Raw genomic sequence first — 17,485 nt, 5'->3', positions numbered from 1 at the left:
AACGAAGTGGAGCGAGTTCTGCGGACCCCCGCCGTAGCCGAGCACCGCAGGTTGCCCGTAGCGAAGCGGAGGGACACAGACAGTGGGGTCGCCTTTTCTTTGGTTACTTTCTTTTGGCGAAGCAAAAGAAAGTGACTCGCCCGCCGGGGCGAAATCCCGGCCAACAGCGCCCGCAGGGAAAGCAACCGAAGAACACAACACATCAGCCTGACGAGAAAGAAGCCTCAAACCGCCTCCTCCTCGACCACCCCAGACCTCCGAGCCCCACCCAACCGATCAAACGCCAAATAAATAACAGGCGTAGTGAACAAGGTAAGCAGCTGACTAACGATCAACCCCCCAAAAATAGCCAACCCCAAAGGACGCCGCAACTCAGCCCCATCCCCAAAGCTGAACATCAAAGGCACAGCAGCAAACAAGGCAGCCAGCGTAGTCATCAAGATAGGCCGAAACCGCAACAACGCCGCCTGATGAATCGCTTCCCGAGGCGACTTGCCCTCCGTGCGCTCCGCATCGATCGCAAAGTCGATCATCATGATCGCGTTCTTCTTCACGATCCCGATCAGCAGGATGATCCCGATGATCCCGATCACCCCCAGGTCGTTGCCCGTCACCATCAACGCCAGCAGCGCCCCCACCCCGGCGGATGGCAAGGTCGACAGAATCGTCAGCGGATGCACGTAGCTCTCGTACAGCACCCCCAGCACGATGTACACGCACACCACCGCCGCCAGGATCAGCCACAGCTGGTTCGACAGTGATTTCTCGTAAGCCCCCGAAGCCCCGAGGAAGGTCATCGTGATGCTCTTCGGCAACCCGATCTCCTTCGCCGTCGCACGGATCGTGTCGACCGCCGACCCCAGCGCCACCCCCGGCGCGGTATCGAAGTTCAGCGTGCTCGCCGGGTACTGCGCCACGTGCGTGATCTGCAGCGGCGCCTGCCGCTCGCTGATGTCGGCGATGGCCGAGAGCGGCGTCGCGGTGCCCGAGCCCGCGATCAGGTTGAGCTGCCCCAGCGTCTGCGGCGTGTTCACCATGCCGGGCTGCGCCTCGAGGATCACGCGGTACTGATTGGTCTCGGTGAAGATGGTCGAGACGATGCGCTGGCCGAAGGCGCTGTAGAGCGCGTCGTCGACCGTGCTCGCGGTGATCGACAGCCGCGCCGCGGTGTCGCGGTTCACGTTGACGAAGGCCGCCAGGCCCTGGGCGCCGGCATCGCTGCTGACGTTGCGCACCTTGTCGCCATGCTCGGCCTGCAGCTTCGCCACCAGCTGCTGCATCCAGTCGGTGATGGCGGCGCCGTCCACGCCTTCGAGCGAGGCGCGGTACTGCGTGGGGCCGGTCTCGGCGTCGATGGTCAGGTCCTGCGTGGGCTGCAGGTAGAGGGTCACGCCGGCCACGCCGCGCACGCGCTCGCGCAGGCGGTCCATCACGGCCTGCTGGCTGTCGTGGCCGCGGCGCAGGTTGATCAGCATGCTGCCGGTGTGCAGCATGGTGTTGTTGGCGGCATCGACGCCGACGAAGGAACTGAGGTTCTCGACGTCGGGGTCGGCCAGCACGGCGCGCGCGGCCTGCTGCTGCAGCTGCGACATGCGGTCGAACGAGACGTCCTGCGCGGCCTCGATGCGTGCCTGCAGCTGGCCCGTGTCCTGGGTCGGGAACAGGCCCTTGGGGATCGAGAGATAGAGCGCCACGGTCAGCAGCAGGGTGAGCAGCGCGACCAGCAGCGTGAGCGCCTGGTGGTCGATGACCCAGTGCAGCGAGCGGTCGTAGCGCGTCATCACGCCGTCGAAGAAACGCTGCGCGCGCGCGGCGATGCCGTGGCTGGCGGGGTCGCGCTTGGGCTCGTGCTTGAGCCAGCGCGCCGACATCATCGGCACCAGCGTGAGCGACACCACGGCCGAGATCAGGATCGTGATCGCCAGCGTGACCGCGAACTCGCGGAACAGCCGGCCGACCACGTCGCCCATGAACAGCAGCGGGATCAGCACCGCGATCAGCGACACCGTCAGCGAGATGATGGTGAAGCCGATCTGGGTGGCGCCCTTGAACGCGGCCTGCAAGGGCTTCTCGCCCTCCTCGATGTAGCGCGCGATGTTCTCGATCATCACGATCGCGTCGTCCACCACGAAGCCGGTGGCGATGGTCAGCGCCATCAGGCTCAGGTTGTTGAGGCTGTAGCCCAGCAGGTACATCAGGCCGAAGGTGCCGATCAGCGAGATCGGCACCGCGATGCTGGCGATGACGGTGGCACGCAGGCTGCCGAGGAAGGCGAAGATCACCAGCACCACCAGCACCACGGCGAGCACCAGCTCCATCTGCACGTGCTCGACCGACGAGCGGATGCCGGCCGTGCGGTCGCTCAGCACCTCGACCTTGAGGCCCGCGGGCATGCCGGCCTGCAGCTCGGGCAGCTGCGCCTTGATGGCGTTGACGGTGGCGATCACGTTGGCGCCGGGCTGGCGCTGCACGTTGAGGATGATCGCGGGCGTGAGCGTGCCTTCGGCATCGCCGGCGGCCTTGGTACCGGCCCAGGCGCCGAGCTGGTTGTTCTCGGCGCTGTTGACCACGCGCGCCACGTCGACCATGCGGATCGGCGCGCCGTTCTTGTACGAGACGATCAGGTTCTTGTAGTCGTCGACCGTGAGCAGCTGGTCGTTCGAGTTGATGGTGTAGGCGCGCTTGGGGCCGTCGAAACTGCCCTTGGCGCCATTGGAGTTGGCCGCGCTGATCGCGGTGCGCAGCGCGTCGAGGCCGATGCCGTTGGCCGCCAGTGCCTGGGTGTTGGCCTGGATGCGCACCGCCGGCCGCTGGCCGCCGCTGAGCGACACCAGCCCCACGCCCGAGACCTGGCTGATTTTCTGCGCGAGCCGCGTGTTGACGAGGTTCTGCACCTCGGTCAGCGGCAGGGTGTCGGAGGTGATCGCCAGCGTGAGCACCGGCGCGTCGGCCGGGTTGACCTTGGCGTAGACCGGCGGCGCCGGCAGGTCGGCCGGCAGCAGCGAGCCGCCGGCGTTGATCGCCGCCTGCACCTCCTGCTCGGCGACGTCGAGCGTCTGGCCCAGCGTGAACTGCAACGTGATGATCGACACGCCCGCCGCGCTGGTGGAGCTCATGCGGTCGAGCCCCGACATCTGGCCGAACTGGCGTTCGAGCGGCGCGGTGACGGTGTTGCTCATCACCTCGGGGCTGGCGCCCGGGTAGAGCGTCTGGACCTGGATCGTCGGGTAGTCGACCTGCGGCAGCGCCGACAGCGGCAGGAAGCGGAACGCCACCAGGCCGGCGAGCACGATGGCGACCATCAGCAGCGAGGTCGCCACCGGCCGCAGGATGAACGGGCGTGAAGGGCTCATGGGATCAATTCGTCGTCGAGGGCGCTGCGGGCGGCGCGGCGGTGGATGCCGAGGCGGAAGGCCGGCGCGTCATTGGCCTTGCGGCGCCTGGCGGCGGCCCTCGCCCTGCCCGCCCTGGCCCTGCCGTTCGGCCATGCGCTGCCAGCGTTCGAGCGCGGCGGGATCGCCACGGTCGAGCTGTTCGAGGAAGCGCTTGCGGCGCTCGAGCTGCTCGGGGTCGTCCTTGGCGGCGTCGAGCATGCGCTGACGCTGTTCGGCGGTGGGGAGCTTGGGGGCGGCGGCGGTCGGTGCGGCGGCAGGTGCGGCCGGCTGGGCGCCGGTGGCGGGTGCGGCCGCCGGGGCCGGCGCCGTTGCCGGAGCGGCAGGTGCCGTACCCGGCGCGGGCGCGGCGGACGACGCGGCGCCACCGGCCGGTGCCTGCCCGCCTTGAGCGCCGCCCTGCGCGCCCTCGCGCTGGCGCCGCCCGCCACGGTGCTGGCCATTGGCGGCGGCACCGGGCGCGACCGCGGGCCGGTCGGCCTGGGTCTGCACGCGCGCGCCGTCCTTCAGGCGGTCGCCGCCCTCGGTCACGACCACCTCGCCGGCATTCAGGCCGGCGGTCACCGCGATGTTGTCGACGCTCGACTCACCGCGCGTCACCACGCGCTGCGACACCGTGTTGTCGGCGTTGAGCACGTAGACGTAGTCGCCATTCGGGCCGTTGCGCATCGCCGTCACCGGCACCACCACGGCGCTGGTCACGGTGCGCAGCAACAGGCGCAGGTTGACGAACTGGTTCGGGAACAGCGCGCCGTCGGCATTCACGAAGCGGGCCTTGGCCTTGACGGTGCCGGTCTGGGTGTCGACCAGGTTGTCGAGCGTCGAGAAGCTGCCGGTGGCGAGCTGCTTGACGCGCGTGCGGTCGAAGGCGGTGGCGGGCAGCTTGGCGCCGGCGGCGAGGCGCTCCTGCACCTCGGGCACGCGGTCCTGCGGCACCGAGAACACCACGTCGATCGGCGCGATCTGGGTGATGACGGCGATGCCGCCGCTGGTGCCGGTCGAGACGTAGTTGCCCACGTCCACCGGCCGCAGGCCGATGCGGCCGCCGACCGGCGCCGCGATGCGGGTCCAGGTCAGGTTCAGCCGCGCGGAGTTCTCGTTGGCGCGGTCGATCGCGACCGTGCCCTCGAGCTGCTTGACCAGCGCGCTCTGGGTGTCGACGTCCTGGCGCGCGATCGAGTCCTGGCCCAGCAGGGTCTGGTAGCGCTGCAGGGTGACGCGTGCCGCCGCGAGCTGCGCCTCGTCGCGCTGGCGCGCGCCGGTGGCCTGGGCCAGCGCGTTCTGGTAGGGCTGCGGGTCGATGGTGGCGAGCACGTCGCCCTTCTTGACCATCTGGCCTTCCTGGAACAGCACCTGCGTAAGCACGCCCGAGACCTGCGGCTGCACGGTGACGTTGGCCAGCGGCGTGACGGTGCCGAGCGCCTCGAGCTGGATCGGGATGTCGGCCTGCCGCGCGGTCGCGATGCCGACGGTGCTGGAGGCGGCACCGCCGCCACCGCCGCCGCGCCGGCCGCCAGGACCGCCCGGCCCACCGGGGCCGCCCGGTCCGGCACCGGGGCCGGCCACCGGCGTCTTCGCGCGTTGCACCAGGTACCAGGCACCGCCGCCCAGGGCCACGAGCAATAACAGCGCGATCAGGCTGCCGACCCAGCGGCGGCGTCGGACCGGGGGATGCGTGGGCGATGCGGCGGCCGGCGGGGGAACAGGGGTGTGGGGGTCCATGGGAAGCAAGTAGAGCCTGAACGGGTTGCGGCCTAGAGTACAGCGCCGAAAGGTGTATGCAGAGTTTGCTGTGCCGTAAAGCGACGGTAAAGCTTTCGACTTCGGGGGCGGCGGGCCGCGGCCCACCGGATTCGGTGCCGCCCGCGCGCCGCGTCCGGCCGCATTTGGCGCCGCCGGCGCGCACTTCGCGCCGCGCCCCCGCATTTCATCGCACGGCCGTGGCGGCCCTGCGAGCGCGCCGGCAAAGTCCGCTCCAACGCCCTCGGGCATCCATCGTTTCTCCCGGATTTTCCGGCCGCCTTTCCACCCTCGACCGATCAAGGAGCCACCCCATGCTGATCCAGATCCTTCTTCACACGCCCAAGTGGGTGTTCGCCGTCTTCGTGCTGCTGGTCTGGCTCGGCAGCAAGCAGCTGCTGTCGGGCAGCGTGAGCCTGACGCGCATCACGCTGATGCCGATCGCGATGGGCGCGCTGTCGCTGATGGGCGTGGCCTCGGCCTTCGGCGATTCGCTCGGCGCCCTGCTCGGCTGGGCCGCCGCCGCGGCCGTGATGATCGCGCTGGTGCTGCGGCGCCCGCTGCCCGCGAGCACCCGCTACGACGCCGCCACGCGCCGCTTCCACCTGGCCGGCAGCGCGGTGCCGCTGGCGCTGATGATGGGCATCTTCTTCACCAAGTACGTGGTCGGCGTGGCGCTGGTCATGCACCCCGAGCTGCGCCACGACAGCGTGTTCGCGGTCGCGATCCCCGTGCTCTACGGCGCCTTCAGCGGCGTCTTCGCGGCCCGCGCCCTGCGCCTGTGGAAGCTGGCGATCGCCACCGACGCCATGGCCAGCGGAGCCGGCGCCGCCTAAGATCGGCGCCGCCCTTTTCGCCCGCCCATTCCCCCACGCCTGCAGGAAGCGCCATGTCCGTCCTCGTGCTGATCCTCAAGATCTCGGTGTCCGTGGTGCTGATCGCCTCGCTGGCCGAAGCGCTGGTGCTCTCGTGGCGCAACGGCTGGCGCAGCTACGACTGGAAGGCGGCCGGCATCTCGGTGTTCGACTTCCTGGTGCGCGAATACCCGCTGCGCTGGCTGCTGCCGCTGGCCTTCTGGGTCGGCGCCATGGACTGGCTCTACGCGCACCGCCTCCTCACCCTGCCGATGGACCACTGGACAGGCTGGGCCGCCTGCTTCATCGGCCAGGAGTTCTGCTACTACTGGTACCACCGCGCCGCGCACCGGGTGCGCTGGTTCTGGTGCACCCATGCGATCCACCACTCGCCCAACGAGCTGAACCTGTCGGCCGCCTACCGCTTCGGCTGGACCGGCAAGCTCACCGGCACGCTGGCCTTCTTCATGCTGGCGCCGCTCCTGGGCATGCCGCCGCGCGTGGTGCTGATCATGCTGATCCTGAACCTGCTCTACCAGTTCTGGATCCACGCCACCTGGATCCCGAAGCTCGGGCCGCTCGAATGGGTGCTCAACACGCCCTCGGCGCACCGGGTGCACCATGCCTCGAACCTCGAGTACCTTGACGGCAACTACGGCGGCGTGCTGATCGTGTTCGACCGCCTGTTCGGCACCTACATCCCCGAACGCGCCGACCTGCCCTGCCGCTACGGCCTCGTGAAGCCGATCACTTCGTACAACCTGCTCGAGATCGAGTTCAGCCAATGGCGCGCGCTGTTCAAGGACCTGGCCTCGGCCCGCTCGGTGCGCGCCTTCGTCGGCTACCTCGTGAAGCCGCCGGGCTGGAACCCCGACGGGCCCGGCGAGACCACCGAGGAACTGCGCCGGCGCGCGGCCGTCGAGGCCCCGGCGCCCTTCGCCTCCCCACCTGCCGATTTCATTCCCGTTCAGATCAAGGAGCTGTCATGAACACATCCTCGTCCCCCTCTCCCGCAGAACTCGAGAAGCGCGCCCGCCGCCGCGCCGGCGCCAAGATGGGCTGGTACATCCATGCCTTCGTCTACGTGCTGGTCAACCTCGGGCTGGTCGCGCTGTCGGCGTCGAAGGGCCACACCTGGGCCGTCTATCCGCTGATGGGCTGGGGCCTGGGGCTGCTGGTGCACGGCGCCGTGATCTGGTTCATCGCGCCGGGCGGCGACTTCTACGAGCGCCTGGTCGAACGCGAACGCCGCGCGCTGGCCGCCGGGGAGCGCCGTTGAACCAGGCCCCTGCCGCCGCCCGCCCCAGGTTCGGCATCGAGAACCTGCGCGACCTGCTGCGGCACGGGCTGATCACCGCCGTCTTCTGCTGCCTGATCGCGGCCGCGCTCAGCATCTCGAGCGGCCGCAGCTGGGTCGACCACATGGTCTATTCGATGGCGATCGGCCTGATCAGCTGGCTGTGCATCGATGGCGGCCGGCTGCTGATGAGCGGCCACCGCGAAGTGCTCTGGCCGCATGGCCCGCAGAGCATCGCGCTGATCGGCTTCGGCGTGACCGCCGGCTTCCTGCTAGGCAACCTGATCGGCGACGCCTGGAGCGGCGCGCCCCTGCTCGACTTCCTCGACTACCGCGGCCACAAGCTGGCGACCACGCTCACCATCACGCTGGTCGCCACCGCCGGCGCCTGCTTCTTCTTCTACAGCCTCGGCAAGAGCAAGCACCTGCAGGGGCAGATCGAGCGCGCCCGGCGCGACGCCACCGAGGCGCGGCTCAAGCTGCTCGAAACCCAGCTCGAGCCGCACATGCTGTTCAACACGCTGGCCAACCTGCGGGTGCTGATCACGCTCGATCCGCCGCGCGCCGTGGCCATGCTCGACCGGCTCAACAGCTACCTGCGCGTCACCCTCAGCGGCTCGCGCACGCTCGCGCATCCGCTGGGGGCCGAGTTCGACCGGCTGGCCGACTACCTCGAGCTGATGTCGGTGCGCATGGGCGAGCGATTGCGCTACACGCTCGAGCTGCCGGCCGAGCTGCGCGAGGTGCCGGTGCCGCCGCTGCTGCTGCAGCCGCTGGTGGAGAACAGCATCCGCCACGGCCTCGAGCCCAAGGTCGAGGGCGGCGAGATCGCGGTGCGCGCGCGCCGCGAGGGCGACCTGCTGGTGATCGAACTCAGCGACACGGGCATCGGGCTCGATGCCGCGTTGCCGTCGACGTCGCGGGACGGCGGCGGCTTCGGCCTCGAACAGGTGCGCGAACGGCTGACCACGGTCTACGGCCCGCGCGCCGCCCTGACGCTCGCGCCCGGCGAGCACACGGGCACCCGCGCCACCTTGCGCTTTCCGCTGCAGGCTTCCTCCACCGGCGACGCGCCGGCCGCTTCCCCCACGCCATGAACACTCCTGCCACTCCCACCGCGCTGATCGCCGAGGACGAACCGCTGCTCGCGCAGGCGTTGAAGGCCGAACTGGCCGCCGCCTGGCCCGAGCTGAAGATCGCCGCCACCGCGGGCGACGGCCGCAGCGCCGTGCGCGAGGCGTTGCGGCTGCTGCCGCAAGTGCTGTTCTTCGACATCCGCATGCCGGGCCTCGACGGCCTGGGCGCCGCCACCGAGCTGGCCGACGCCTGGCCCGCCGACGAGGCGCCGATGCCGCAACTGGTCTTCGTGACTGCCTACGACGAGTACGCGGCCCGTGCCTTCGAGGCCCAGGCGATCGACTACGTGCTGAAGCCCGTGCAACCCGAGCGGCTGCGCAAGACGGTGGTGCGGCTGAAACAGGCGCTGGCCGCGCGGCCGGCGGCCGAAACGCCGGCCGACGAGGCGCTGGACCGCACGCTGGCGCGCTGGCGCGAGGTGCTGGCCGCCGCGGGCGGCGCCGGCGCGCCGATGCCCGAACCCTCGGCCGCGCCGCTGCGCATGATCGCCGCCAGCGATGCCGGCGGCAGCACGGTGCGCATGGTGCCGATCGATGAGGTGCTGTATTTCGAGGCCGCCGACAAATACCTGCGGGTGCTGACCGCGGACCACGAATACCTGATCCGCACGCCGCTCAAGCAGTTGCTGCCGCAACTCGATGCGCAGACCTTCTGGCAGGTGCACCGGGCGGTCGTCGTGCGCGCCTCGGCCATCGAGGCGGTGCACCGCGACGAGGCCGGCAAGCTCGCCCTGGACCTGCGCGGGCGGCCGGAGCGGATTCCGGTCAGCCGGCTCTACGCCCACCTGTTTCGCGCCATGTGAAATCCGGGCCGCTGCGTCGCCCAATGAAAAAGCCGGTTCCGAAGAACCGGCTTTTTCATTTGCTCACATTCAGCGTGGCATTTCAGCGCCAGTGGCCGTGGCCATGACCGCGGTAGTAGCCGCGACCGTAATAGCGCGGGCCGTAGTAGGCCGGCGGCGCGTAGTACACCGGGGCCGGACGGTAATAGACCGGCGGCGGGCGGTAGTACACCGGCGGCGGCGGGGCGTAGTAGACGGGGGCCGGCGGCGCATAGACCGGTGCCGGGTAGTAGGCGGGGCCGCCCACGCCCACCGCCACGCCGGGCACGCCGACGCCGATGGACCAGCTCACGTCGCCGCGAGCGCTGGCCGAGGTGGCCGCGAACAGGGCACCGGCGGCGACGACGCCTGCGGCGGCCCACTTGAAGAAGGTAGAACGGGTGACGCTCATGATGTTGGACTCCTTGTAGGGAAGGCATTCACTGCCCATGTACGTATTGAACGCGCCAAATGCAAAGTGGTTGCCCGCCGCATTGTGAAGAGCGTTGCCAAAGGTAACCTGAAGATCCCCCAAATTAGAATGCGTCGATGACCTCCCCGACCGACAAAGACGTCGCAAAAACACCCGCCGCACCCAGCAATTTCCTGCGCCACGTGATCGAAAACGACCTCGCCCAGGGCGCCTACACCGGCCGCCGCTGGGGCGGGGCTCCGGGCGATGCCGAACACCACGCCCATGGCATGAGCGACCCGGCCCGGGTCCGCCTGCGCTTTCCGCCCGAACCCAACGGCTACCTGCACATCGGCCACGCCAAGAGCATCTGGCTGAATTTCGAGCTGGCGCGCGAATACGGCGGCGTCTGCCACCTGCGCTTCGACGACACCAACCCCGAGAAGGAAGAGCAGGAGTACGTCGACTCGATCCGCGACGCCGTGGAATGGCTCGGCTACGAGACCTACCTCGCCGACCGCCCCAGCGCGCCCGGCGTGATGCAGCCGCACGAGTACTTCGCGAGCGACTACTTCGACTTCATGTACCGCGCGGCCGAATACCTGATCGGCGCCGGCCTGGCCTATGTCGACGAGCAATCGGCCGATGAAGTGCGCGCCAACCGCGGCGACTTCGGCAAGCCCGGCACCGACAGCCCGTACCGCAGCCGCAGCCCCGAGGAGAACCTCGCGCGTTTTCGCGCGATGCGCGACGGCAAGCTCGCCGACGGCGCCGCCACCCTGCGCGCCAAGATCGACATGGCGAGCCCCAACATCAACATGCGCGACCCGGCGCTCTACCGCATCCGCCGGGCCACGCACCACAACACCGGCGACAAGTGGTGCATCTACCCGATGTACACCTACGCGCACCCGATCGAGGACGCGCTCGAGCAGATCACCCACAGCATCTGCACGCTCGAATTCGAGGACCAGCGCCCGTTCTACGACTGGCTGCTCGACCGCCTCGCCGAAGGCGGCCTGATCGCCAGCCCGCACCCGCGCCAGTACGAGTTCGCGCGGCTCAACGTGACGCATGTGCTCACCAGCAAGCGCAAGCTGCGCCAACTGGTGGAGGAAAAGCACGTCGACGGCTGGGACGACCCGCGCATGCCCACGCTGGCCGGCCTGCGCCGCCGCGGCTACACGCCCGAGGCGCTGCGCCTGTTCTGCGAACGCAGCGGCACCACCAAGTCGGGCGGCTGGATCGACTACGCCGCGCTCGAGGCCGCGCTGCGCGACACCCTCGACCCCGTGGCGCCGCGCGCGATGGCCGTGCTCGACCCGGTCAAGCTGGTCATCAGCAACTGGGGTGAACTCATGGGCGGCGACGCCGCTCTCGACGACTGCTCGGCGCCGATCCATCCGCACCATCCCGAGCTCGGCAAGCGCGCCTTCAAGCTGGGCCGCGAGGTCTGGATCGAGCGCACCGACTACGAGGACGTGCAGCCCAAGGGCTTCTTCCGCCTGTTCCCCGGCAACAAGGTGCGGCTCAAGTACGGCCACGTCATCGAGTGCACCGGCGCCACGCGCGATGCCGAGGGCAAGCTCATCGAGGTGCAGGCGAAGCTGGTGCCCGACACCAAGAGCGGCACCCCGGGCGCCGACGCGATCAAGGTCAAGGGCAATATCACCTGGGTGGCCGTGGCAGACGCGGTGCAGGCCGAGGTGCGGCTCTACGAGCGGCTGTTCTCCGAAGCCAATCCGGGCGGCGGCGAGCTGCTCGAGGAACTCAACCGCCACAGCCTCGAGGTCTGCGCGGCCTATGTCGAGCCCTCGCTCGCCGACGCGAAGCCCGAAGCGGCCTTCCAGTTCGAGCGCCACGGCTACTTCGTGCTCGACGCCAAGGCGGCCGAGGACGGCCGGCGCGTGTTCAACCGCGCGGCGGGCATGCGCGACAGCTGGGGCAAGTAGGCGCCGGCGCTCCTGCCGCACCACGAACCGGGGCCGCGTGCCCCGGTTTTTCATGGTGCTTTCCGACAATCGGGCGCCGGCCATGACGCCACAATGCGGCCCATGTCACGCATCCTTCATGCTCCGCTCTCCACCCGCCGCACGCTCCTGATCGGCACCGCCGCCCTGCTCGCCCTGCCCGCCACGGCGGCGACCAAGAAGGCCGGCGCCGCCAAGCCCCAGCCGCCCGAGGTCTGGCCCCGCGCCTCCCAGGTCCCCGGCGGCGTCGCGCGCCTGTCGCTCGGCCCCGCGGCCGCGCGGCCGCTGGCCACGACCGGCGGCGACGGCAACCAGCCCGTGCTGGTGCTCGGCGACCCCATCGAATGGACCGCCCTCGTCGGCATCCCGCTCGCGGCCGAACCCGGCGAGGCCAGCATCTCGGTGCAGGCCCGACCCGACGCCGCGCCGCGCCAGCTCGGCTACAGCATCGCGCCCAAGCAGTACCGCGAGCAGCGCCTGAACGTGGCGCCGCGCACCGTCGACCTCTCGCCCGAGGACCAGGCGCGCTACGAGCGCGAGCGCGACCACCTCGCCACCGTGACCGCCACCCGCACCGAGCTGCGCCCCGATGCCGCGCTGCAGATGCGCGTGCCGGTGCCGGGCCGCCGCTCGAGCTCCTTCGGCCTGCGCCGTGTCTTCAACGGCCAGTCGCGCAATCCCCACAGCGGCATGGACATCGCGGCCGGCACCGGCACCCCCGTGCTCGCGCCGCTGCCGGGCAAGGTCATCGACACCGGCGACTACTTCTTCAATGGCGGCACCGTCTGGCTCGACCATGGCGGCGGCCTGCTGACCATGTACTGCCACCTGAGCCGCGTCGACGTGAAGGTCGGCGACGTGCTCCAGACCGGCGACAAGCTCGCCGCGGTCGGTGCCACCGGTCGCGTGACCGGCCCGCACCTGCACTGGTCGGTGATGCTCAACCGCGCGATGGTCGATCCGGCGCTGTTCATTTCCGCCTGAACGTTGCGCCGGCACCTCGCCGGCGGTCCGGGCCGGGGCGCCTCTGTTGGCAAGGCGTCCGGGGCAAGTAACAATTCGTTTTCAGACCGCGCGCCGGGAGGCCCCATCTCGGGGACGCGCGCCGGTCCCGCTTCACTTGCACCAGCCCTCATGCAGAAGAACACGACCAGCGCGCCCCGGACCGGCAATGCCATGCCCATCAGCGACGCCCAGATCCAGAAGGCCGTCGCGACGCTCTCGAACGCGCTGCGGGCCGAGAACATCCAGGACCAGAGCTACCTCGGCCTGTACGTGGGCGAGGACGCGCTGCACGACATCCACAACCTCAACAACCAGGTCATCTACGGCCGCCGCGGCTCGGGCAAGACCCACCTGCTGAAGGCGCTGCAGGAGAAGATCAACAACGACTTCGCGGCCTCGCGGCGGATCGCGGTCTACATCGATGCGCGAACCATCCTGCCGCATGCCGAGGCCGACGGCCTGAGCTGGGAGCAGTACGCGGTCATCCTGTTCAAGAACATCATCCGCAGCCTGGTGAATGCGTTCTCGAGCAACCTGCGCGCCATCCACGGCCGGGACGACATCATCCCGCTGCGCCGCGATCCGCTCGACGACGAGGCCGAGCGCCAGCTGCAGCACCGGCTCGAGGCCATCCAGCGCGAACTCGACGGCAGCTCGCTCAACAAGCTCAAGGAGACGGCCCTCGCCGTCGAGTCGATCGCGCAGGCCGGCGCCTCGCTCAAGCTCTCGAAGGCGCCCGAGCTGCAGGCCTCGGGCAGCCTGCAGACCAAGTCGCAGGAGTCGAGGCTCAAGGACCAGTTCATCAGCGTCTTCGACATCGCGAACCTGCTGCAGGACCTGAGCGAGGAACTGCAACTGAACCGCGTCTTCTGCCTGATCGACGAATGGTCCGAGATCCCGAACTCGGCCCAGAAGCACCTGGCCGAGCTGGTCAAGAAGTCCTTCATCGCGAGCCGCTTCAGCTTCAAGATCGCCGCGATCCCGAACCGCACCGACCTCGGCCACAAGACCGACGAGAAGTTCTACGGCCTGGAGGACGGCGGCGACATCTTCGGCTACCAGCTCGACAACCGCTACGTGTTCGAGATCGACAAGGCCAAGACCCGCAACTTCTTCAACCAGCTGCTGTGCAAGCACCTCGAGCAGCACAGCCCCAGCCTGTCCGACGAGCTGCTGCTGCCCTCGCGCAAGAACAACGACGCCTTCATCAACGCCTTCCTCACCAACAAGGCGCTGGGCGAGCTGCTGATCGCGAGCGCGGGCATACCGCGCGACTTCATCAACCTCTTCATCCATTCGTACGCGCAGTTCAAGAGCTCTGGCTCCAAGCACATCTCGATCAAGAACGTGCGCGCCGCCACCTCGGGCTGGTACGAGACCGACAAGAAGAAGCAGGTCGACGAGCACTCGGTCGAGAAGAACCTGCTCGAGAAGATCGTGCAGGAGATCGTGGTCGGCAAGAACTCGAGCCACTTCATGATCAGCGAGAAGTACTCGGCCAATCCGCACATCCTCGGCCTGGTGGATTTCCGCGTGCTGCACCTGCGCAAGAAGGGCTACTCGCACAAGGACATGGCGGGCGAGACCTTCAACGTCTACTCGATCGACTACGGCTGCTACAACCACCTGAACATCACGCGCACCGCGCTCGACAACAACACCCTCGAGAACCTCAAGGTGCGCGACGACATCCGCGACATCCGCCGCATCCACCTGAGCGACGCCTTCTTCCAGAAATTCCAGCTCGCGGTCGGCGAGGCCTTCATGTGCGAGCACTGCAAGAAGCCGGTCGACACCACGCACGCGGCCTTCGTGAAGCAGTCGCTGTGCAACCACTGCTTCGAGAAGATTCCGGCGCGCAGTGCGCTGGCGGCTTGAGAAGCGAGCATCCGGCCATGCCTGGGCGCCACAGCTTCACCACCGCCTGCCTCGATCCCGCCATGCCCCCGGCTTCGCGCGCCGCCGCGCTCGCGCTGCTCAACACCCGCCTGCACCCCGCGCTGCAATCCGTGGTGGCCGCCGAGGTCGCCGCGGGCAACCGCGTGAGCGACGCCGGCGCCGACTGGCCCGATCCCGGCTCGGTGCACGTCACGCTGCGCGACCGCTTCGGCGATCGCCATGCGAACGAGAACGTGGTGTTCAGCCTCTGCGACGACCCGCACTACTGGCACGCCGACTACAGCACGGTCGACGTGCCGCGGCACCTGCTCATCTGCTGAGCGCAGCGGCCCGTCGCCCAGCTCAGATCGGCTGCGTCAGGTAGAGCGCCTCGCGCCCCACGATCACGCGCTGCGCGGGCATGAACACGGTGCAGTCGTCGACCGGCGCGCGGATCTCGTCGGGGCCGTTGGTGGCGATCAGCTCGCCCTTGACGAAGGTCTCGAAGCCGATCAGCGGGCGCACGAAGGCGAAGTCCTCGCTCTGGATCACGTGCGTCTGCAGCAGCTTGAAGCGGCGCTGCGGCTCGGGTGCGGGGGCGGCCGGGTCCTTGTCGACCAGGCCGAAGTAGGCGAGGAAGTCGTAGGTGACGGCGGTGGCGAGGTCCGAGGCGGAGCGCAGGAAATGCTGGCCGCACTCGACCACCATCGCCACGCCCTTTCCGTCGGGTCCGCCATGGCTGCCGTACTGGATCAGCGGCGTGCCCGAGCCCAGGCCGTCGGGCATCACGAGGTGCACGGGCGGCCGGCCGATGGCCATCGCCACCTTGGCATTGCGCTCGAAGGACGGGTAGACCCAGAACGGCACCACCGGCTGGCTGGTGGAATGGATGTCGAGGATGTGGTCGGCCGCATCGACCACGGGCCGCAGGATGCGCGCGCGGCGCAGCTCGGGGCTGTCCTCGCTGCCATCGAGCCACTCGGGCGACCAGATGCGGTTGAGGTTGTGGACGATCTGGCGGCTGTCGTAGGGCGCGGCCTCGGTGAAGGACTCGTAGGCGTCGATGTTCGCGAAGCTCACGGTGAGCGTGCCGATCTTCGGCCGCACGCCGTGGTCGAGCAGGTGCGTGGCGGCCGTCATGCCGCAGATCTCGTTGCCGTGCGTCAGGGCGTTGATCAGCACGTGCGGGCCGGGCTTGCCCGATTCGAAGCGGTGCACGTAGTCAACGCCGACATTGCCCTGGCGGTAGGCGGAGAGGTCGCGCGGGAGGACTTCGAGGGCGGGTGGGGATTGGGTCATGGTGGGGTGTGGCGGCTCGGGCGGGAACGGGTCGCGCGAGTTTGCTACAGGCGGCGCGTTCTTGCTGGGCACCGGTTCCGGCCCGATACGCTTCAAATCTGAAGCGTATCGGCGCAATTTGCGCTTCAGTCCACCGATTCCCCGCGCCGCGCCAAGCACTCGGCCAGCGCCTCGACCCCCAGCTGATAAACCCCCTGCCGCCGATGCACCTCGAACCCCAGCCGGCGGTTGATCGCGAGGATCGGCGCGTTGGCTTCCGAGTTGTAGGTCACGACGGTGCGCAGTTCGGGATGCAGCGCGCGCACGCTGTCGAGCATCGCGGCCTTCACCGCCTTGGCCAGCGAGCGGCCGCGCCAGGCGCGCGCCACGCCGGTCAGGCGCTGGTGCAGGCGCTCGGGAGTGCGCGGGTCCCAGTGCGCTTCGCACATCGCGGCCAGCGTACCGTCGGCGTCGACCAGCAGCACCAGGTGGTGCTCGCCGCCGCTGCGGTCGAGTTCGCGGTACCAGTTGGCATAACCGTCGAGCTCGTAGCGCGCGGGCGGCAGCTCGAGTTCGCCGAGCGGCATGTCGTTGAACAGGTCCGAGAACGGCGCCAGCAGTTGCGCCAGGCGCTCCATCGGCGTGCGGCCGGGATGGATCTCGAAGCGCAGCGCGCCACCGGCCGTGCCCTGCGCCTTCCAGCGCGCGAGCTCGTCCGCGTCGAGGCCGTCGATGCGCATGCGGTTTTCGATCACGCGGTGCTTGAGGACCGCGCCCGAGGCTTCGAGGAAGGCATGGCCCGGCGGGTAGAAGGTGTTCATCGTCGCGACGGTCTTGCCGTGCTCGCACATGAAGGCCAGCAGCGGCACGAGCAGCCGGCTGCCGATGCCGCGGCGCCGGTGCGCGCCCAGCACGCCGAGCCAGGCCTCCGCATGCAACGCGAAGGGCTCGCTGTTCGGTGCGTCGGGCCGGCGGCGCCAGAGGATGAGGTTGCCGACCAGCTCGTCGCCCTCGCGCGCGACGAAGCGCTCGGCCTCGTGGAAGGGCATGCGGCGCCGCGCGTCGTGCTCGAAGTCGGCATCGGCCGCCTGCGGCTCGCCGGGGTGCAGCTCCTCGTCGCGCAGGCGCCGGTAGCGGTGGAAGCGCGCCCATTCGGACGCGTCGTCCGCATGGACATCGAAGCGCCGGATCTCGATCGTGTCGTTCGCCATCTCCCCTCCTCCATGTTTTTGTCGGGGGCGCGATTGTGCCGAAGCGCGGTCCCGTCGCGCGCTTGGACGAACGCATCTTTGGCTTGGCCGAAGGTTGGCGCTTCACAATGGCATTTCCGCCCCCTTCGACGAGGAGTTCGCACATGCCCTTCCCGCCGCTGTCCCGCCTGGCCCTGGCCGCCGCGGCCCTGCTCGCACTCGCGGGCGCCGCCGCGCAGGAAACGAAGACCGACCCCGTCTACACGCGCGCGCGCCTGATGTCTTCGCACGAGGAGCCCGGCGGCAAGCTGTACCTGCACCTGAAGATCCCGCCGCGCTCGAAGCTGCCGTTCACCACCCAGACCTTCAGGCTGGCCGACCGCAAGCTCGCGGCCGACATCGCCGATGGCACGCCGGTCGAGTTCGTCTCGCGCCACCTCGACGGCGAGAACACGGTGGTGGCGATCCGCGCGGTCGCCGAGTGCCCGCGCTTCCAGAAGTGCTGAGCCGCC

The 17,485-nt window shown here is 69.2% G+C and carries 15 protein-coding genes; 10 read left to right on the top strand and 5 right to left on the bottom strand.

Annotated features, from left to right (window positions below):
• Positions 1–224: 224 nt before the first annotated feature.
• Positions 225–3,353, bottom strand: coding sequence for an efflux RND transporter permease subunit (locus tag AC07RV_RS27870; RefSeq protein ID WP_093339845.1), 3,129 nt, complete (start codon positions 3,351–3,353; stop codon positions 225–227).
• Between the two features lie 69 nt (positions 3,354–3,422).
• Positions 3,423–5,114 (bottom strand): efflux RND transporter periplasmic adaptor subunit, encoded by a 1,692-nt coding sequence (locus AC07RV_RS27865; RefSeq protein WP_296781472.1) that lies wholly within the window; start codon positions 5,112–5,114, stop codon positions 3,423–3,425.
• 332 nt (positions 5,115–5,446) lie between these two features.
• Between AC07RV_RS27865 and AC07RV_RS27860 the strand changes: the two genes are divergently transcribed.
• The 5 genes from AC07RV_RS27860 to AC07RV_RS27840 are packed head-to-tail and all read left to right on the top strand — an operon-like array spanning position 5,447 to position 9,222.
• A complete protein-coding gene (locus AC07RV_RS27860) occupies positions 5,447–5,968 on the top strand; it encodes a DUF6622 family protein (RefSeq protein WP_208512168.1) in 522 nt (173 codons plus the stop codon).
• Between the two features lie 53 nt (positions 5,969–6,021).
• On the top strand, positions 6,022–6,975 hold the full coding sequence (locus tag AC07RV_RS27855) for a sterol desaturase family protein (protein WP_296781471.1): 954 nt from the start codon (positions 6,022–6,024) through the stop codon (positions 6,973–6,975).
• Positions 6,972–7,265 (top strand): 2TM domain-containing protein, encoded by a 294-nt coding sequence (locus AC07RV_RS27850; RefSeq protein ID WP_093339854.1) that lies wholly within the window; start codon positions 6,972–6,974, stop codon positions 7,263–7,265. Before AC07RV_RS27855 ends, AC07RV_RS27850 begins: the two co-directional genes overlap by 4 nt.
• Positions 7,262–8,380: a sensor histidine kinase gene (locus tag AC07RV_RS27845; RefSeq protein WP_296781470.1), complete on the top strand. Its 1,119-nt coding sequence runs from the start codon at positions 7,262–7,264 to the stop codon at positions 8,378–8,380. The genes AC07RV_RS27850 and AC07RV_RS27845 overlap by 4 nt, the downstream gene beginning before the upstream one ends.
• A complete protein-coding gene (locus AC07RV_RS27840; protein WP_296781469.1) occupies positions 8,377–9,222 on the top strand; it encodes a LytR/AlgR family response regulator transcription factor in 846 nt (281 codons plus the stop codon). The genes AC07RV_RS27845 and AC07RV_RS27840 overlap by 4 nt, the downstream gene beginning before the upstream one ends.
• 82 nt (positions 9,223–9,304) lie before the next feature.
• Here AC07RV_RS27840 and AC07RV_RS27835 read toward each other — a convergent pair whose 3' ends face one another.
• On the bottom strand, positions 9,305–9,652 hold the full coding sequence (locus AC07RV_RS27835; protein ID WP_093341198.1) for a hypothetical protein: 348 nt from the start codon (positions 9,650–9,652) through the stop codon (positions 9,305–9,307).
• 137 nt (positions 9,653–9,789) lie between these two features.
• On the opposite strand from AC07RV_RS27835, the gene AC07RV_RS27830 reads away from it, so the two are divergent.
• The 4 genes from AC07RV_RS27830 to AC07RV_RS27815 all read left to right on the top strand — a co-directional run bounded on the left by AC07RV_RS27830 (position 9,790) and on the right by AC07RV_RS27815 (position 14,846).
• Positions 9,790–11,604, top strand: coding sequence for a glutamine--tRNA ligase/YqeY domain fusion protein (locus tag AC07RV_RS27830; protein ID WP_296781468.1), 1,815 nt, complete (start codon positions 9,790–9,792; stop codon positions 11,602–11,604).
• A gap of 102 nt (positions 11,605–11,706) precedes the next feature.
• The gene (locus tag AC07RV_RS27825) at positions 11,707–12,606 is read left to right on the top strand and encodes a M23 family metallopeptidase (RefSeq protein ID WP_296781467.1); all 900 of its coding nucleotides are present in this window, start codon (positions 11,707–11,709) and stop codon (positions 12,604–12,606) included.
• Positions 12,607–12,756: 150 nt separating this feature from the next.
• Entirely contained in the window at positions 12,757–14,505 is a 1,749-nt protein-coding gene (locus AC07RV_RS27820; RefSeq protein ID WP_296781466.1) for an ORC-CDC6 family AAA ATPase, read from the top strand.
• 17 nt (positions 14,506–14,522) lie between these two features.
• Positions 14,523–14,846: a hypothetical protein gene (locus tag AC07RV_RS27815; protein ID WP_296781465.1), complete on the top strand. Its 324-nt coding sequence runs from the start codon at positions 14,523–14,525 to the stop codon at positions 14,844–14,846.
• A 22-nt stretch (positions 14,847–14,868) separates the two neighbouring features.
• Here the strand turns inward: AC07RV_RS27815 and AC07RV_RS27810 are convergent, their stop codons facing one another.
• Positions 14,869–15,804, bottom strand: coding sequence for a M14 family metallopeptidase (locus AC07RV_RS27810; protein ID WP_296781464.1), 936 nt, complete (start codon positions 15,802–15,804; stop codon positions 14,869–14,871).
• Positions 15,805–15,929: 125 nt separating this feature from the next.
• On the bottom strand, positions 15,930–16,994 hold the full coding sequence (locus AC07RV_RS27805; protein ID WP_296781463.1) for a GNAT family N-acetyltransferase: 1,065 nt from the start codon (positions 16,992–16,994) through the stop codon (positions 15,930–15,932).
• A gap of 143 nt (positions 16,995–17,137) precedes the next feature.
• Between AC07RV_RS27805 and AC07RV_RS27800 the strand changes: the two genes are divergently transcribed.
• Positions 17,138–17,479, top strand: coding sequence for a hypothetical protein (locus tag AC07RV_RS27800; RefSeq protein ID WP_281080775.1), 342 nt, complete (start codon positions 17,138–17,140; stop codon positions 17,477–17,479).
• The last annotated feature ends 6 nt before the right edge of the window (positions 17,480–17,485 follow it).

The sequence above is a fragment of the Variovorax sp. GW821-FHT09B01 genome, from assembly GCF_059418345.1.
The sequence above is the reverse complement of the archived record's forward strand: the minus strand, read 5'-3'. Positions and strand labels throughout refer to the sequence as shown.

What these genes read in the sequence shown, in the direction of transcription:
- AC07RV_RS27825 (WP_296781467.1), top strand. Translation starts at nt 11,707, where the DNA reads ATGTCACGCATCCTTCATGCTCCGCTCTCCACCCGCCGCACGCTCCTG.
- AC07RV_RS27820 (WP_296781466.1), top strand. Translation starts at nt 12,757, where the DNA reads ATGCAGAAGAACACGACCAGCGCGCCCCGGACCGGCAATGCCATGCCC.
- AC07RV_RS27850 (WP_093339854.1), top strand. Translation starts at nt 6,972, where the DNA reads ATGAACACATCCTCGTCCCCCTCTCCCGCAGAACTCGAGAAGCGCGCC.
- AC07RV_RS27860 (WP_208512168.1), top strand. Translation starts at nt 5,447, where the DNA reads ATGCTGATCCAGATCCTTCTTCACACGCCCAAGTGGGTGTTCGCCGTC.
- AC07RV_RS27855 (WP_296781471.1), top strand. Translation starts at nt 6,022, where the DNA reads ATGTCCGTCCTCGTGCTGATCCTCAAGATCTCGGTGTCCGTGGTGCTG.
- AC07RV_RS27870 (WP_093339845.1), bottom strand. Translation starts at nt 3,353, where the DNA reads ATGAGCCCTTCACGCCCGTTCATCCTGCGGCCGGTGGCGACCTCGCTG.
- AC07RV_RS27805 (WP_296781463.1), bottom strand. Translation starts at nt 16,994, where the DNA reads ATGGCGAACGACACGATCGAGATCCGGCGCTTCGATGTCCATGCGGAC.
- AC07RV_RS27865 (WP_296781472.1), bottom strand. Translation starts at nt 5,114, where the DNA reads ATGGACCCCCACACCCCTGTTCCCCCGCCGGCCGCCGCATCGCCCACG.
- AC07RV_RS27800 (WP_281080775.1), top strand. Translation starts at nt 17,138, where the DNA reads ATGCCCTTCCCGCCGCTGTCCCGCCTGGCCCTGGCCGCCGCGGCCCTG.
- AC07RV_RS27815 (WP_296781465.1), top strand. Translation starts at nt 14,523, where the DNA reads ATGCCTGGGCGCCACAGCTTCACCACCGCCTGCCTCGATCCCGCCATG.
- AC07RV_RS27840 (WP_296781469.1), top strand. Translation starts at nt 8,377, where the DNA reads ATGAACACTCCTGCCACTCCCACCGCGCTGATCGCCGAGGACGAACCG.
- AC07RV_RS27810 (WP_296781464.1), bottom strand. Translation starts at nt 15,804, where the DNA reads ATGACCCAATCCCCACCCGCCCTCGAAGTCCTCCCGCGCGACCTCTCC.
- AC07RV_RS27830 (WP_296781468.1), top strand. Translation starts at nt 9,790, where the DNA reads ATGACCTCCCCGACCGACAAAGACGTCGCAAAAACACCCGCCGCACCC.
- AC07RV_RS27835 (WP_093341198.1), bottom strand. Translation starts at nt 9,652, where the DNA reads ATGAGCGTCACCCGTTCTACCTTCTTCAAGTGGGCCGCCGCAGGCGTC.